Genomic DNA, 15,327 nt, shown 5'->3' on the forward strand with positions numbered 1-15,327 from the left:
CCCGCCGGCCCGTCACGGTGGTCATCGCTCGCCCCGTCCGGTGAGTGAGAAGTACACGTCCTCAAGGCTTTTCGCGCCGGCGACCTCCGACCGGGGTCCGAACGCCCGCACTCGGCCGCGGTCCATGAAGACGATGTCATCGGCGACCCGGTCCGCCTCATCGAAGGAGTGCGTCGCCAAGACCACGGCAACGCCGCCGTCGGCTTGCTCGCGCACGATGTCCCACACGTCCAGGCGCGTATGGGGATCCATGCCCGCCGTCGGCTCGTCCAGGAAGAGCACGTCCGGCCGCCCGACGAGGGCCGCCGCCAGGGCGACCCGCTGGCGTTGACCGCCGGAGAGCCGGCGCACGATGGTCCGGGCAAATTCGTCAATGCCTAGTCGCTTGGTGAGGGCGGCTGGGTCGGCGGGATCGGCATACATCCCGGCAAGGTGGGTGAGAAGCGTGGGGGGAGTAGTCATGGACGGGAGGCCCCCGTCCTGCAACATCAGTCCGACGCGCGCCCGATGCTCTGCCGGGGCTCCCCACGGGTCCTCGCCGAGCACCCTCGCGATCCCCGAATCCGGGCGTTGCAAGCCTTGGAGGCACTCGATGGTCGTGGACTTGCCCGCGCCATTGGGGCCCAGGACCGCCGTGACCCGACCGGCCCGCGCGCTCCATGTGGCGCCGTCGAGGGCGCGGGTGGCGGCATACGACTTGACCAGGTCGCGGACCTCGATGGCGGGCGTGGCGGGCACCTCGTGAGTTTAGGTCCGGCCACTCCTAAGGCTCGTCTCAGGGTGAGTCGTTACGGTCGACCATGCGCAGAATCACGCTGGTCATGGCCGGAGCGGCCCTGTTGGGAGCGTGCTCGGCGGACCCCTCGACGCCGAGCGGGTCGAGCCCCTCGACCACGGGGCCGTCGTCGCAGCCGTTCACGATCACCGAGGTCGCGGCGTTCGACGAGCCGTGGGCGATGACCTTCCTGCCCGGGACCTCGTATGCCGCGATCACCCAGCGCGGTGGGCAGCTTCTGGTTCGTGAGATGAGCAGCGGCGAGGTCAGCACCGTCGAAGGGGTGCCCGAAATCAAGGCCGAGGGGCAGGGCGGCCTCGGCGACGTCATCGCCTCGCCGGACTACGCCACGACAAAGGAGGTCTATCTGTCGTGGGCCGAAGCGGGGGACGGCTCGACCGCCGGGGCGGCGGTGGGCCGCGGCCGGTTGGTGATCGCCGACGGCGCGGCGCGACTGGAGGGTCTCCGGGTCATCTGGCGCCAGGTGCCGAAGGTCGAGGGCACCGGCCATTACGGGCACCGGCTCGCGGTCAGCCCGGACGGGACACATCTGTTCGTCACCTCCGGCGAGCGGCAGAAGTTCGACCCCGCTCAAGACCTCGGAACCAATCTCGGCAAGATCCTCCGACTCAACCTGGACGGGACGCCCGCGGCGGGCAATCCCGTTGCGGCGCAGGGCCATCCGGCCGACGAGGAATGGACGCTCGGGCACCGCAATCCGCTCGGCATCGCCTTCGCGCCGGACGGCACGCTGTGGAGCACCGAGATGGGGCCCAAGGGCGGTGACGAATTGAACCTCATCACCAAAGGCGCCAACTATGGATGGCCGAAGGTCTCGAATGGCTCGCACTACAGCGGTCAGGACATCCCCGACCACGCCGCTGGCGACGGCTTCGAGGCGCCGAAGGTCTGGTGGAATCCCTCGATCTCGCCGAGCAGCCTGATGATCTACACCGGGGAGGCCTTCCCGCAGTGGCGCGGCGATGCCTTCATCGGGGCGCTTTCAGGCCAGGCGTTGCTGCGGGTCGACCTCGACGGAACCGCGGCCACAAAGGCCGAGGTCTGGACTCAGGGCGCGTTGGGGACGCGGATTCGGGAGGTCGAGCAAGGCCCCGACGGCCGCATCTGGGTCCTCCAGGACGGGGCGGACGGCAAGCTGCTGCGCCTCGATCCGACCTAGCCATCCGAGTGCCGAGCCGACTTAGGCTAGCCTAACTTCGACACGCTTGAGGCAATTACCTAACATGGATGTGTGATTAATGCGCGAGCGACCGAGGCGACGGCGGATGCCGTGCGCGAGTCGGGCACGCGCGAGCGGGTGCTGCGGGCGATCAGTCAGCGGGGGCCCATCACCGCCGCGCTCCTCGCCGAGCGGCTCGGGCTGTCCGACACCGCCATACGTCGGCATGTCGACAATCTCGCCGACGCCGGGCTGATCGAGCCGCACGAGGCCGCTTCACCCCGGCGCCGCGGCCGCCCCGCCAAGGCGTATGTCGTCTCCGACGCCGGCCACCGCTCGCTCACCTCGGACTACGACCACCTTGCCGGCCAGGCCCTGCGCTATCTCGCGGAGACCGTCGGCCCGCACGCCGTCGAGGACTTTGCGCGGCGACGGATCGCCGATTGGGAGAGCCGGTATGCCGCGCAGCTCCCCCCGCACGTCGGCACCGCCGAGCGCGCAGAACGGCTCGTCGGCGCGCTGAGCCGCGACGGCTTCGACGCCAGCCTGCGCACCGTGGGCGACCAGGCGACACCGGCGGCCTTGCGCGGCATACAACTGTGCCAGGGGCATTGCCCGGTGCAGGATGTGGCGGCGCAGTTCCCGCAGCTGTGCGAAGCCGAGACCGAAGCCTTCTCCCGCCTGCTGGGCGTGCACGTCCAGCGGCTGGCCACTCTGGCGCACGGCGATCACGTGTGCACCACCTTCATCCCCACGACCACGCTCAACCCGACGGAGGCGTCATGACGCAGAGCATCGAAGACCTGAACCCCGGTCTGAAGGACCTGGGACGCTACGAATACGGCTGGGCCGACAGCGACACGGCCGGCGCGACCGCGCGCCGCGGCCTGAACACCGAGGTCGTCGAGGACATCTCGGCGCGCAAGAGCGAGCCGACGTGGATGCTCGACTTGCGGCTGAAGGCGCTGCGCCTGTTCGACAAGAAGCCCATGCCGACCTGGGGCAGCGACCTGTCCGGCATCGACTTCCAGAACATCAAGTACTTCGTGAAGTCCACGGAGAAGCAGGCCACCTCCTGGGAGGAACTGCCCGAGGACATCAAGAACACCTATGACCGCCTCGGCATCCCCGAGGCCGAGAAGCAGCGCCTCATCGCCGGCGTGGCCGCGCAATACGAATCCGAAGTGGTCTACCACCAGATCCGCGAGGACCTGGAGGAGAAGGGTGTTATCTTTGTCGACACCGACACCGGCCTGCGCGAGCACGAGGACCTCTTCCGCGAATACTTCGGCTCGGTCATCCCGCCGGGCGACAACAAGTTCGCCTCGCTGAACACCGCTGTCTGGTCGGGCGGTTCGTTCGTCTATGTTCCGCCGGGCGTGCACGTCGAGATCCCGCTGCAGGCCTACTTCCGGATCAACACCGAGAACATGGGCCAGTTCGAGCGGACGCTGATCATCGCGGACGAGGGCTCCTACGTTCACTACGTCGAGGGCTGCACGGCGCCGATCTACAAGTCGGACTCGCTGCACTCCGCGGTAGTCGAGATCATCGTCAAGAAGAACGCTCGCGTCCGCTACACGACCATCCAGAACTGGTCCAACAACGTCTACAACCTCGTCACCAAGCGCGCCACCTGCGCCGAGGGCGCGACGATGGAGTGGATCGACGGCAATATCGGCTCCAAGGTAACGATGAAGTACCCCGCCGTCTACCTCCTTGGCGAGCACGCCAAGGGCGAGACGCTGTCCATCGCCTTCGCCGGCGAGGGCCAGCACCAGGACGCCGGCTCCAAGATGGTCCACGCGGCCCCCAACACCTCCTCGACCATCGTCTCGAAGTCCGTGGCGCGCGGGGGCGGGCGCACGTCCTACCGCGGGCTCGTCCAGATCATGGAGGGCGCGACGGGCAGCAAGTCCAGCGTCGTCTGCGACGCCCTGCTCGTCGACACGATCAGCCGCTCGGACACCTACCCCTATGTCGACATCCGCGAGGACGACGTCCAGATGGGCCACGAGGCCAGTGTCTCGAAGGTCTCCGAGGACCAGATGTTCTACCTCATGTCCCGCGGCATGTCCGAGGAAGAGGCCATGGCGATGATCGTGCGCGGCTTCGTCGAGCCGATCGCCCGCGAGTTGCCGATGGAGTATGCCCTCGAGCTGAACCGCCTCATCGAACTCCAGATGGAGGGCGCGGTCGGCTGACCTCAACACGTCACCGACCCACCCAAAACCGTTACTGCACAAGGAATCCCGCATGAGCCTGCTGGCTGAGAAGACCCAGCGCCCCGGGCTGGCACCGCATACCGATTCGGTCGCCACCTTCGTCCCGGACCAATCCCGCGCCGAGCGGACCCGTTCGTATGCCGTGGCCGACTTCCCGATGCCGACCGGCCGGGAGGAGGACTGGCGGTTCACTCCCGTGGACAGGATCCGTCCGCTCCTGAAGGACGAGGCGACCGGCCTTTGCCTCGACTGGAGTGAGACTCTGCCGGCTGGCGTGCGCCTCGGCACCATGTCGGTCGCGGACTGGCAGTCCTCCGGCGCGCCGGCGCCCGCCGACAGGGCGGCGGCCGTGGCCGCCGCGCACAGCGGCGGTGTCGCCGTCCTGGACATCCCCAACGACGCAGAGCTGACCGAGCCGGTGCGGCTGACCCTCACCGGCGACGACGGGCAACTCGTCCACGGGCACGTGCTCATCCGGGCCGGCCGGTTCAGCAAGGCGACGGTGGTCGTCGCGCATGCCGGGCATGCGGCATACAGCGAGTTGGTCACCATCAGTGCCGGCGACGGCGCCCACCTGACCGTCGTCTCGCTGCAGGAGTGGGACGACCGCTCCATCCACCTCGGCCAGCATGATGTGGTCGTCGGCCGCGACGCGCAGGTCAAGCACATCGCCGTCACCCTCGGTGGGGCGATCGTGCGCCTCAACACCAATGCGACCTATGCCGGGCCCGGCGGCTCCTTCGAGGCGTATGGCGTGTACTTCGCCGATGCGGGTCAGCACCTGGAGCACCGGCTCTTCGTCGACCACGCCGTGCCGCATTGCACGAGCAATGTCGAATACAAGGGCGCGCTGCAGGGGGACTCTGCCCGCACCGTCTGGGTCGGTGATGTGCTGATCCGCGCCGCCGCCGAGGGCACGGACACCTACGAACTCAACCGCAATTTGCTGCTCACCGATGGCGCCCGCGCCGACTCCATCCCCAACCTGGAGATCGAGACCGGCGAGATTGCCGGTGCCGGACACGCTTCTGCGACAGGCCGATTCGACGACCAGCAGTTGTTCTATCTGATGGCCCGCGGCATCCCCGAGGCCGAGGCGCGTCGCCTCGTCGTGCGGGGCTTCTTCGCCGCGGTCGTCTCGCGCATCGGCGTGCCCGAGGTGATCGGGCACTTGATGAGCGCCATCGACGCCGAGCTCGAAGCCTCGGTGGCGGTCGCGTCATGAGCGCCGACACCGACCTGGTTGCCATCGCCGTCTGCGGGCTCGACGAGCTCCCCACCGTTGGCGCGGCCAAGGCCGATATCTATGGCCAGCCCATGGCGATCGTCCGCACCGAGGATGGCGAGGTCTACGCCATCGACGACATCTGCAGCCACCAGAATGTCTCCCTCAGCGAAGGCGAACTCGACGGCTGCCGCCTCGAATGTTGGCTCCACGGCTCGCGATTCGATGTGCGCACCGGCGATGCCCTGAACCTCCCCGCGACCGAGCCGGTCGCGACTTTCCCCGTCACCATCGAGGACGGCGTGGTTTACGTCTCCGTCCCCGCCGCCCTGATCCCCGAGAGCGAGTAAGCATGTCCACCCTCGAGATCCGCGACCTTCACGTTGCGATCACCGCCGATGACGTCCAGAAAGAGATCCTCCGCGGCGTCACCCTGACCATCAACTCCGGCGAGACCCACGCGATCATGGGCCCCAACGGCTCCGGCAAGTCGACGCTGGCCTACTCGATCGCCGGCCATCCCAAATACACCGTCACCTCCGGCACCATCACCCTCGACGGTGAGGACGTCCTGGCGATGAGTGTCGACGAGCGCGCCCGCGCGGGGCTCTTCTTGGCCATGCAGTATCCCGTCGAGGTCCCCGGCGTCACAGTCAGCAACTTCTTGCGCACCGCCAAGACGGCCATCGACGGCGAAGCGCCCAAGCTGCGCACCTGGGTCAAGGACGTCAAGGAGGCCATGGGCAACCTGCGGATGGACCCAGTCTTCGCCGAGCGCGGCGTCAACGAAGGCTTCTCCGGTGGGGAGAAGAAGCGTCACGAGATCCTCCAGTTGGAGTTGCTCAAGCCGCGCTTCGCCGTCCTCGACGAGACCGACTCCGGTCTCGATGTCGACGCGCTGCGCATCGTCTCGGAGGGCGTCAACCGCGCCCAGGAGGCCTCCGATATGGGCGTGCTGCTCATCACCCACTACACGCGCATCCTGCGTTACATCAAGCCCGACTTCGTCCACGTCTTCGTCGACGGCGTCATCGCCGAGGAGGGTGGCCCCGAGCTCGCCGACCGCCTCGAGGATGAGGGCTACGACCGCTTCCTGCCCGCGGCTGTCTGAGTCGGTATGACCGTCCCCGCGCCCGCCCTCGCGGCCTTCAGCGATCAGGAACTCGCCCGCATCCGGGCCGACTTCCCGATCCTGTCGCGCACGGTGCGCGACGGAAAGCCGTTGGTGTACCTCGATTCTGGGGCGACCTCCCAAAAGCCGTATGCCGTTCTCGACGCCGAACGCGGCTGGTACACCGAACTGAACGCTGCCCCGCACCGCGGTGCGCACGCGCTCTCCGAAGAGGGCACGGAGGCGTATGAGGGTGCACGCGCCACCATCGCCGGCTTCATCGGCGCGCGTGCCGACGAGATTGTCTTCACCAAGAATGCGACCGAGGCGATCAATGCCGTCGCGTATGCCTTCTCCAATAGCGCGGCGGGCGGCGGCGGGGGAGCGGGTGAGCGCTTCCGGATCGGCCCGGGCGACGAGATCGTCGTCACCCAAATGGAGCACCACGCCAATCTCATTCCGTGGCAGGAGCTTTCGGCGCGCACTGGGGCCTCGCTGAAGTGGCTTGAGGTGACCGATGACGGCCGTCTCGACCTGAGCCGCGTGCGTGAGGTCATCACCGAGCGCACCAAGGTCGTTGCCTTCGTGCACGCGTCCAATGTGCTCGGGACGATCAATCCGGTCGACGCGATCGTGGCCCGCGCGCGCAAAGTCGGCGCGCTGGTTGTCCTCGACGCCTGCCAGTCGGTGCCGCACCTGCCCATCGACGTCGCAGACCTCGGTGTGGACCTCCTCGCCTTCTCCGGCCACAAGATGCTGGGACCCATGGGCATCGGCGTCTTGTGGGGACGCCGGGAGGTCCTGGACGCGATGCCGGTCTTCCTGACCGGCGGCTCGATGATCGAGACCGTCACGATGGAGCGGGCGACCTACGCGCCTGCGCCGCAGAAGTTCGAGGCGGGCGTCCCGAACGCTGCGCAGGCGATCGGTCTCGCCGCCGCGTGCAACTACCTCACCAATCTCGGTATGGACCGTGTCAGCGCGCACGAGCACGCGCTGACCGGCATACTCCTGGACGGCTTGCGGGAGCGGCCCTGGACGCGCCTGATCGGGCCCGACAGCCTCGAAAACCGCGGCGGCGCCGTGAGTTTCGTCGTCAACGGCGTGCACGCCCACGATGTCGGGCAGATTCTCGACGAGCACGGTGTTGCAGTCCGTGTGGGACATCACTGCGCGTGGCCGCTGCACCGCCGGTTCAAGGCGGCGGCGACGACGCGAGCCAGCCTCGCGCCATACAACACCCCGGAGGAGATGACGGCCTTCTTCGCGGCTCTCGACACCGTCCCCGGCATTTTCGGGATCGAGGTCTAGTCCATGGATCTCTATCAGGAACTCATCATTGAGCACGCCAAGCGTCCCCACCGCGCGGGCCTGCGCGCGCCCTTCGATGCCGAGGTGCATCACGTCAACCCCACCTGCGGTGACGAGGTGACGTTGCGTGTCGCGCGGGATGGGGATGTGCTCTCCGACATCTCGTATGACAGCCTCGGCTGCTCGATCTCGGTTGCCTCGGGGTCGATGCTGGCTGACCTGCTCACTGGCGAGAACCTCGACACCGCCCGGACCACCTTCGCGGCCGTGCGCTCGATGCTCACCTCGAAGGGCGCCGATCCCGGCGACGAGGAGGTCATCGGTGACGCCATCGCCCTGGCCGGTGTCGCGAAATATCCGGCGCGCGTGAAGTGCGCCCTCTTATCGTGGATGGCCCTCGCGGATGCGTTGGCCAAGACCGGAGTCAACCTCTCGGAGGAGTCACATGTCTGAAACAACCACCTTGCCCGCGAATGTCGCGGACCTCGAAGAGGCCATGCGCGATGTCGTTGATCCCGAACTCGGCATCAACGTCGTCGACCTCGGTCTCGTTTACGGCATCACCGTCGACCCGCAAAATCACGCGGTCATCGACATGACGCTGACGTCCGCGGCCTGCCCCCTGACCGATGTCATCGAGGACCAAACTGCTCAGGCACTTGACGGTTTGGTAACAACCCATCGCATTAATTGGGTTTGGATGCCACCATGGGGCCCCGACAAGATCACCGACGACGGCCGGGAGCAGCTTCGTGCCCTTGGTTTCAACATCTGAGCCCAGCGGGGCGAACAGCCCTGCCCGCGAAATTGAGGTCGCCATCGAGCGGCTCGACACGTGGATCGACGGGTTCGTCAGCAGACATGGTTCCGCTCACGACGGCGACACCCCCTCCGAGGGCGCCAAGCCCCGCGAGTTGCTGGGCGCTGACGGCACCCATGCCCGACTCCACTACTTCGACCACGACCCCATCGGCGTCGTCCTCGTGCGCCGCGGGGGGTATGCCGTGGCCCGCGTCAAGGGCGGCCGCTTGGTCCTACACAAGGTCGGCACCCGCTATGTGCAGTCGCGCACGGCTGCGGGCGGCTGGTCGCAGCAGCGCTTCGCCCGGCGCCGCGACAACCAGGCCGACGAGCTGGTGACGGCCGTGGCCGATCACGCCGCGCGGATCCTGATCGACCTGGCATCACCGGCGGAAGAGACCACCGAGATTCCAGTCGGTGGCGCGCCCGTCGGCCCCGGCCTGATCGTCGGCGGCGACCGACAACTCGTGGCCCAGGTGCTGGCGGACCGCCGCCTCGCCGCGCTGCGCGAGTTGCCCCGCCGCACCCTGTATGACCTGGCCGACCCCAACCGGGCGGTGCTGGAGACGGCGATCAAGCGCGGCACGTCAGTGCGGATTCTGCTCAGCCAAACAGTCGCACACTAGCTACGCCGTCACCCCCCAGCCTAGATACCCGGCGACGGCTACAACGAAGGCCCTGTCCCACCACGTGGGGACAGGGCCGTCGTCGTGCGCTCGGGGCGGGCTTCCGGTCAGAGCTTGTCGATCGTCAGAGCTTGTCGATCGTCTGCGTGTTGGGGTCGTTGACGCCGAAGGTGTTGCACTTGTTGATGTCGTCGCCGGCCTTCATGCCCTGGATGAACCAGCGCTGACGGCCCTCGGAGGAGCCGTGGGTCCAGTTCTCCGGGGTGACCCGGCCCTGGGTCTTCTCCTGGATGCTGTCGTCACCGACGGACGCGGCGGCGGAGAGCGCGTCGCGGATGTTGGACTCGTTCAGCGGCTTGATGAAGGTGTTGCCGGCTGCGTCCGTGGTCTGCGCGGCGTGAGCGGCCCACATCCCGCCAAAGCAGTCCGCCATCAGCTCGATCCGAACGGCACCGCTGGTCTCGCCCTGCGGGTCCTGCTGGGCCCGGCCCAGCAGACCGAGGACGTTCTGGATGTGGTGGCCGTACTCGTGCGCCACGACATACTCCTGCGCCAGTGCGCCATTGCTGGAGCCGAACTTATCGGTGAGGATCTGGAAGAAGCTCGCGTCGATGTAGATCTTCTCGTCGAGCGGGCAGTAGAACGGGCCGACCTGGTTGGAGGCCGTCCCGCAGGCGGACTGGGTCGCGCCGTTGTAGATGATGGTGCCTGGCTCACGGAACTGCTTGCCGAACTTCGGGAGCTCCTGCGACCAGAACGACTCTGCGGAGTTCACTGTGCCGACGATTCGGCATTCGACGTACTTGTTGGCGTCGGCACCGGTCTTGCACTGCTCTTTGATCTGGTTGCTCTGGGCGGATTGCGCATTCGTGTCCGCGGGAGTGGTGCTGCCGCCGACGTCACCGGGGTTGATGCCCAAGAGCATCATGATGATGGCGAGGATCAACCCACCGATGCCGCCGCCGACGACCAAGCCGCCGCGGCCGCTACCCCCGCCGCCACCCGTCCCGATGGACGAGTTGTCGAGTTGGGCGTTGTCGTTGAAACTCATGCTGGGGACCTTTCCCGGCAGTGGGGCCAGGCCCCGGATGACGTGCGCTTAGACTAACTGTCCAGGCTCACCGGTGTGTTCCCGAGGGCCTGCCCTCCCCGCCCTCGTGTCGCGGCCTTCAGGTGCCCGTCACCGCCCCGATTTCCCTTGGAGTATGCCGTGATCGCCGTCAGCGGCCTGGAGTTGCGCGTCGGGTCCCGGCTGTTGCTGGACGAGGCGACCTTCCGGATCAATCCCGGCGACCGCGTTGGCCTGGTCGGGCGCAATGGGGCGGGAAAGACAACGCTGTCGAAGGTGCTTGCCGGCGAGGCACTGCCGGCGGCCGGGACGGCGACGTCCTCGGGCTCGGTCGGCTACCTGCCGCAGGATCCGCGCACCGGTGACCTGTCGGTCACTGGACGGGACCGCATCCTGTCCGCGCGAGGGCTCGACGTCATCGTGCGCGACCTTCGCAAGGCCGAGCACGCGATGGCGGCCGCCACCGACGAGGCGCGGGACAAGGCGATGCGCCGCTACTCCCGCCTCGATGCCGAGTTCACGGCTGCCGGGGGGTATGCCGCGGAGTCCGAGGCGGCGTCCATCGCCGCCGCGCTCGGGCTCTCGGAGCAGCAACTCGATCAGGAAATCGGAACGCTGTCCGGCGGCCAGCGCCGCCGAATCGAGTTGGCCCGCATCCTGTTCTCCGGTGCATCAACCTTGCTTTTGGACGAGCCCACCAACCACCTCGACGCGGACTCGATCATCTGGCTGCGGGACTACCTCAAGGCGTATCCGGGTGGGCTGGTGGTCATCTCGCACGATGTCGACCTGCTGCAAGTCGTCGTCAACCGGGTCTTCCATCTCGACGCCAACCGGGCCGTCATCGACGTTTACAACGTTGGCTGGAAGGCCTATTTGGAGCAACGCGAGACGGATGAGAAGCGACGCAAGCGCGAGTACGCGAACGCGCAGAAGAAGGCCTCCGCTCTACTGGAGCAGGCCGAAAAGATGCGAGCCAAGGCGACCAAGGCGACCGCCGCGCAGAACATGATCCGCCGGGCCGAGCGGATGCTTGCCGGCGTCGAGGGGGAGCGGACCCACGATCGCGTCGCCAAGCTTCGTTTCCCCGAGCCGTCCCTGTGCGGACGGACGCCGTTGCGGGCGTCGGGCTTGTCACGGTCATACGGCTCGACGGAGGTCTTCACCGATGTGGACCTGGCCATCGACCGCGGGTCGAAGGTTGTCGTGCTCGGGCTGAACGGCGCCGGGAAGACGACCCTGTTGCGGATCCTCGCGGGGATCGACGCGCCCGACACCGGTCAGGTCGAGCCGGGTCATGGGCTGAAGATCGGCTACTACGCGCAGGAACACGAGAACCTCGACCTCTCCCGCACGGTGCTCGCCAACATGAAGTCCGCTGCCCCAGACCTGGGGGAGACCGAGGTTCGGAAGGTGCTCGGGTCGTTCCTGTTCGTCGGCGACGACGTCGAGAAGCCGGCCCGCGTCCTGTCGGGTGGCGAGAAGACGCGGTTGTCTCTCGCGTTGCTGGTGGTGTCCTCGGCGAATGTGCTGCTGCTGGACGAGCCCACCAACAACCTCGATCCCGCCTCGCGCGAGGAGATCCTGGGGGCCCTGTCGACCTATAAGGGCGCAGTCGTCCTGGTGACCCACGACGAAGGCGCCGTTGTCGCCCTCTCGCCCGAGCGCATCCTGCTCCTCCCCGATGGCGTCGAAGACCTCTACGGCCCCGACTACCTCGACCTCATCGCCCTGGCCTGATCGAGAGTTGCTGCTACGTTCGAACCATGAACGGCGCTGGTGGTTCTGACGAGGTCAAGGACCCCGGCGAGCTTACGAGTCTCCGGGGTGCGGAGATCGACTCTGCGGACGGCCTTGCCTATGCCGATCCGTCCTCCGGCTTGGCGGACGAGTGGGGTGACCTAGCGGAGTGGGAGGTCGTCGCAGGCAGGACGCGCTCGTCGGGTGCCGAACAGGTTGATGGATGGGTGCCCTTTGCACAAGACAACAGTGCGCCACGTCGTGAGTTCGGTGTGATGAGTTTTGATGTCCCCAACGAGTTCGACTCGCTGATGTCCGATGCGGAGCTTTCCCGCTGGGAGTGAACAGCCGCTGGCTGAAGGTTCGGGCGGGACACTTCGCGCCGTCCACATAATGTCAGGTTATGCCGATCATAACTAAGTGACCGTATGATGCTCGGGTGACCGAGACGATCAAGCGGCCGACGCGGACGCAGCAGACGGGGGCGTGGGCGGACGGGGACCGCACGCCGCTCAACGGCAACGAGGTTCTCAAACAGGCCGACGACGCACTCAATGTGCGGCAACGCATCATCGACACCTACTCCAAGCAGGGCTTCGCCAGCATCCCTGGTGACGACCTGCGCGGGCGATTCCGGTGGATGGGGCTCTACACCCAGCGCCAAGAGGGCATCGACGGCGGGCAGACCGCGACGCTAGCCCCCGAGGAGCTGGACGCCGAATACTTCATGATGCGCGTGCGCAGCGACGGCGGCATCCTCTCGACCGAGCAACTGCGCACCATCGGTCAGATCAGCACCGAGTTCGGCCGCGACACCGCGGACATCTCCGACCGGCAAAACATTCAGTTGCACTGGATCGGCATCGAGGACGTGCCCGAGATCTGGGAGCGCCTGGAGCGGGTTGGCCTGCACACGCTGGAAGCCTGCGGTGACGCGCCGCGCGTGATCATCGGCTCCCCAGTTGCCGGGATCGCGGCAGACGAGATCGTCGACGGCACCTGGGCCATTGAGCAGATCCGGAACAAATACATCGGCAGCCCCGAGTTCTCCAACCTCCCGCGCAAGTTCAAGACTGCGATCTCCGGCTCGCCCGCCATGGACGTCGTCCACGAGATCAACGATGTCTCCTTCGTCGGGGTCAACCACCCCGAGCTGGGCCCGGGCTTCGACCTCTGGGTCGGCGGCGGTTTGTCCGTGGCGCCGATGTTCGCCAAGCGGCTTGGTGCCTTCGTCCGGTTGGAGCAAGTCCCCGATGTCTGGGCCGGCGTCATCGGCATCTTCCGCGACTATGGCTACCGGCGGCTCCGCAACCGGGCCCGCCTGAAGTTCCTGATGGCCGACATCGGCCCGGAGAAGTTCCGCGACATCCTCGAGACCGAGTACCTCGGCTATCGCCTGCCCGACGGCCCCGAGCCGGTCACCCCGCCCGACGGGCACCGCGACCACGTCGGTGTCCACAAGCAGAAGGACGGCAAGGTTTGGATCGGTACCGCGCCGATCGCGGGCCGGGTCAGCGGCACGATCCTGCGCGAGGTCGCCGACCTCGCCGAGCGCTACGGCAGCCACCGCATCCGCCTCACCCCGCACCAGAAGTTGCTCGTCCTTGACATTGAGGAGGCCGATGCTCCCGCGCTCATCGAGGAGCTCGCGGCATACGACCTGATCGCGAAGCCGAGCGTCTATCGCCGGAATGTGCTGGCCTGCACCGGGATCGAGTTCTGCAAGCTCGGCCTCACCGACACCAAGGATCGCGCCCGGAAGGTCGTTGTCGAGTTGGAGCGCCGTCGTCCGGAGATGGACGTCCCGTTCGGCATCCACGTCAACGGCTGCCCCAACGCCTGCGCGCGGACCCAGGTCGGCGACATCGGCCTGAAAGGCATGGTCCAGCGCGGCGAGAACGACGAACTCCAAGAGGTCTTCCAGGTCCACCTCGGCGGCGGACTCGGAGTGCAGCCCTCGCTCGCTCGCAAGACCCGCGCCCTCAAGGTCGCGGCCGAAGACCTGCCCGACTACATCGACCGCGTCGCCGGCCGATACCTCGAACAGCGCTCTGCCGGCGAGAGTTTCGCCGTGTGGGCGCACCGCGCCGATGAGGAGGACTTGCGGTGAGCGCCATACCCACCGAGAACCGCACGGCCGAGATCGAGGCGTTCCTCGCCCGCGAGGGGGAGGCCACGGCATACGAGGAAAAGGTCGCGCTCGCCCGCGACGTGCTCGCCTGGGCGGCCACGACGTATGGCGAGTCCCTCACCATCGCCAGCTCGATGGGCGATGAGATCTTGCTGCACCTCGCCGGAACGACGGCGCCGGACTTCGACGTGTTCTTCCTCGACACCGGCTACCACTTCGCCGAAACCCTCGGCACGCGAGACGCCTACGAGGTAATGCTCCCGCTCCGCATCCGGACCGTCTACCCACGCGAAAGCGTTGCCCGCCAAGACATTCGGTTCGGCGAGCGCCTCCACGCCCGCAATCCCGACCTCTGCTGCCGCTTGCGCAAGGTGGCGCCCCTCAACGCCGCGCTGCAGGGGTATGCCGCGTGGGTCACCGGCGTCCGGCGCGCCGACGCCGCCACCCGCACCGACGCCCAGCTCATCGAGTGGGACGCCAAGCGGTCGATGATCAAGATCAACCCGTTCGTCGGCTGGTCTCATGACGAGGTCGATCGGTATGCCGCGGAGCACGGAGTCTTCCTGAACCCATTGCGGGAGTTGGGTTTTGCCTCGATCGGCTGCGAACCATGCACCCGACCCGTGGGCGTCGGCGAGGACCCGCGCGCCGGGCGCTGGGCCAATTCCGACAAGGTCGAATGCGGGCTCCACATATGAGTCAGCCGGACTACCCGATCACCCTTGACGTGACGGGGCGGCGCGTCCTCGTCGTCGGTGCCGGGCCGGTTGCCGAACGCCGCATCCGCCGACTCCTCAATTCCGCCGCGCTCGTCGACGTCGTCGCCCCGACCGCTACTGAGGGCATCGCCGCGCTAGCGGACTCCGGGAGCCTGCGGTGGCGCGAGCGGGAATTCGAGATCGAGGACCTGGTCTCGCCGCGGCGGGCATGGCTGGTGCACGCGGCGACCGGCATCGCCGGCGTCGATGACCTCGTCGGCAATACCGCTGCGGCAGAGGCCATCTGGTGCGTGCGCGCGGGTGACTCCGCCAAATCCGCGGCATGGATGCCGGCCGTCGGCGTCGGCAGGGGTGCCGCCGATGGTGTGCAGGTCGCGGTGACCGGCGGGGCAGACCCCCCCCGGGCTCCCGCCC

The 15,327-nt window shown here is 67.4% G+C and carries 17 protein-coding genes; 15 read left to right on the plus strand and 2 right to left on the minus strand.

From position 1 onward, the window contains the following. Nucleotides 1-21: 21 nt before the first annotated feature. Nucleotides 22-738: an ABC transporter ATP-binding protein gene (locus BN13_RS07015; RefSeq protein WP_048545556.1), complete on the minus strand. Its 717-nt coding sequence runs from the start codon at nt 736-738 to the stop codon at nt 22-24. Nucleotides 739-800: 62 nt separating this feature from the next. On the opposite strand from BN13_RS07015, the gene BN13_RS07020 reads away from it, so the two are divergent. From BN13_RS07020 to BN13_RS07065, 10 genes are all read left to right on the plus strand, one after another. Further along, nucleotides 801-1,955, plus strand: a complete 1,155-nt coding sequence (locus BN13_RS07020; RefSeq protein ID WP_048545558.1) for a PQQ-dependent sugar dehydrogenase — start codon at nt 801-803, stop codon at nt 1,953-1,955. A 72-nt stretch (nt 1,956-2,027) separates the two neighbouring features. Continuing rightward, entirely contained in the window at nt 2,028-2,741 is a 714-nt protein-coding gene (locus BN13_RS07025) for a helix-turn-helix transcriptional regulator (RefSeq protein WP_321162897.1), read from the plus strand. Further along, nucleotides 2,738-4,159, plus strand: a complete 1,422-nt coding sequence (gene sufB, locus BN13_RS07030; RefSeq protein WP_048545560.1) for a Fe-S cluster assembly protein SufB — start codon at nt 2,738-2,740, stop codon at nt 4,157-4,159. Before BN13_RS07025 ends, sufB begins: the two co-directional genes overlap by 4 nt. A gap of 52 nt (nt 4,160-4,211) precedes the next feature. Then, complete coding sequence (gene sufD / locus BN13_RS07035; protein ID WP_048545561.1) at nt 4,212-5,405, plus strand: Fe-S cluster assembly protein SufD; 1,194 nt, start codon at nt 4,212-4,214, stop codon at nt 5,403-5,405. Beyond that, nucleotides 5,402-5,755: a non-heme iron oxygenase ferredoxin subunit gene (locus BN13_RS07040; protein ID WP_048545563.1), complete on the plus strand. Its 354-nt coding sequence runs from the start codon at nt 5,402-5,404 to the stop codon at nt 5,753-5,755. Before sufD ends, BN13_RS07040 begins: the two co-directional genes overlap by 4 nt. Before the next feature lie 2 nt (nt 5,756-5,757). Then, nucleotides 5,758-6,516 (plus strand): Fe-S cluster assembly ATPase SufC, encoded by a 759-nt coding sequence (gene sufC / locus BN13_RS07045; protein ID WP_048545565.1) that lies wholly within the window; start codon nt 5,758-5,760, stop codon nt 6,514-6,516. Between the two features lie 6 nt (nt 6,517-6,522). Then, nucleotides 6,523-7,827, plus strand: coding sequence for a SufS family cysteine desulfurase (locus BN13_RS07050; RefSeq protein WP_048545567.1), 1,305 nt, complete (start codon nt 6,523-6,525; stop codon nt 7,825-7,827). Between the two features lie 3 nt (nt 7,828-7,830). Continuing rightward, nucleotides 7,831-8,280 carry a Fe-S cluster assembly sulfur transfer protein SufU gene (gene sufU / locus BN13_RS07055; protein ID WP_048545569.1) on the plus strand — a complete coding sequence of 150 codons (450 nt, stop codon included), beginning with the start codon at nt 7,831-7,833 and terminating at the stop codon, nt 8,278-8,280. Continuing rightward, nucleotides 8,273-8,602 carry a metal-sulfur cluster assembly factor gene (locus BN13_RS07060; protein ID WP_048545571.1) on the plus strand — a complete coding sequence of 110 codons (330 nt, stop codon included), beginning with the start codon at nt 8,273-8,275 and terminating at the stop codon, nt 8,600-8,602. Before sufU ends, BN13_RS07060 begins: the two co-directional genes overlap by 8 nt. After that, nucleotides 8,580-9,254, plus strand: a complete 675-nt coding sequence (locus BN13_RS07065; RefSeq protein ID WP_235433966.1) for an acVLRF1 family peptidyl-tRNA hydrolase — start codon at nt 8,580-8,582, stop codon at nt 9,252-9,254. The genes BN13_RS07060 and BN13_RS07065 overlap by 23 nt, the downstream gene beginning before the upstream one ends. Nucleotides 9,255-9,378: 124 nt before the next feature. Here BN13_RS07065 and ypfJ read toward each other — a convergent pair whose 3' ends face one another. Then, nucleotides 9,379-10,305 carry a KPN_02809 family neutral zinc metallopeptidase gene (gene ypfJ, locus BN13_RS07070; RefSeq protein ID WP_048545573.1) on the minus strand — a complete coding sequence of 309 codons (927 nt, stop codon included), beginning with the start codon at nt 10,303-10,305 and terminating at the stop codon, nt 9,379-9,381. Between the two features lie 159 nt (nt 10,306-10,464). Here ypfJ and BN13_RS07075 point away from each other — a divergent pair, with 159 nt between their 5' ends. The 5 genes from BN13_RS07075 to BN13_RS07095 form a co-directional block, all read left to right on the plus strand. Beyond that, nucleotides 10,465-12,063, plus strand: a complete 1,599-nt coding sequence (locus BN13_RS07075; RefSeq protein WP_048548963.1) for an ABC-F family ATP-binding cassette domain-containing protein — start codon at nt 10,465-10,467, stop codon at nt 12,061-12,063. A gap of 26 nt (nt 12,064-12,089) precedes the next feature. Further along, a complete protein-coding gene (locus BN13_RS07080) occupies nt 12,090-12,407 on the plus strand; it encodes a hypothetical protein (RefSeq protein WP_048545575.1) in 318 nt (105 codons plus the stop codon). Nucleotides 12,408-12,502: 95 nt separating this feature from the next. Further along, a complete protein-coding gene (locus BN13_RS07085; protein ID WP_048545578.1) occupies nt 12,503-14,173 on the plus strand; it encodes a nitrite/sulfite reductase in 1,671 nt (556 codons plus the stop codon). Next, the gene (locus BN13_RS07090; protein WP_157038483.1) at nt 14,170-14,892 is read left to right on the plus strand and encodes a phosphoadenylyl-sulfate reductase; all 723 of its coding nucleotides are present in this window, start codon (nt 14,170-14,172) and stop codon (nt 14,890-14,892) included. The genes BN13_RS07085 and BN13_RS07090 overlap by 4 nt, the downstream gene beginning before the upstream one ends. Continuing rightward, nucleotides 14,889-15,327 (plus strand): NAD(P)-dependent oxidoreductase (locus BN13_RS07095; protein WP_048545580.1); only part of this gene is annotated, 439 nt, incomplete at its 3' end. The genes BN13_RS07090 and BN13_RS07095, both read left to right, overlap by 4 nt.

This window comes from Nostocoides jenkinsii Ben 74, from assembly GCF_001046875.1.
GTDB classification, from domain to species: domain Bacteria; phylum Actinomycetota; class Actinomycetes; order Actinomycetales; family Dermatophilaceae; genus Nostocoides_A; species Nostocoides_A jenkinsii.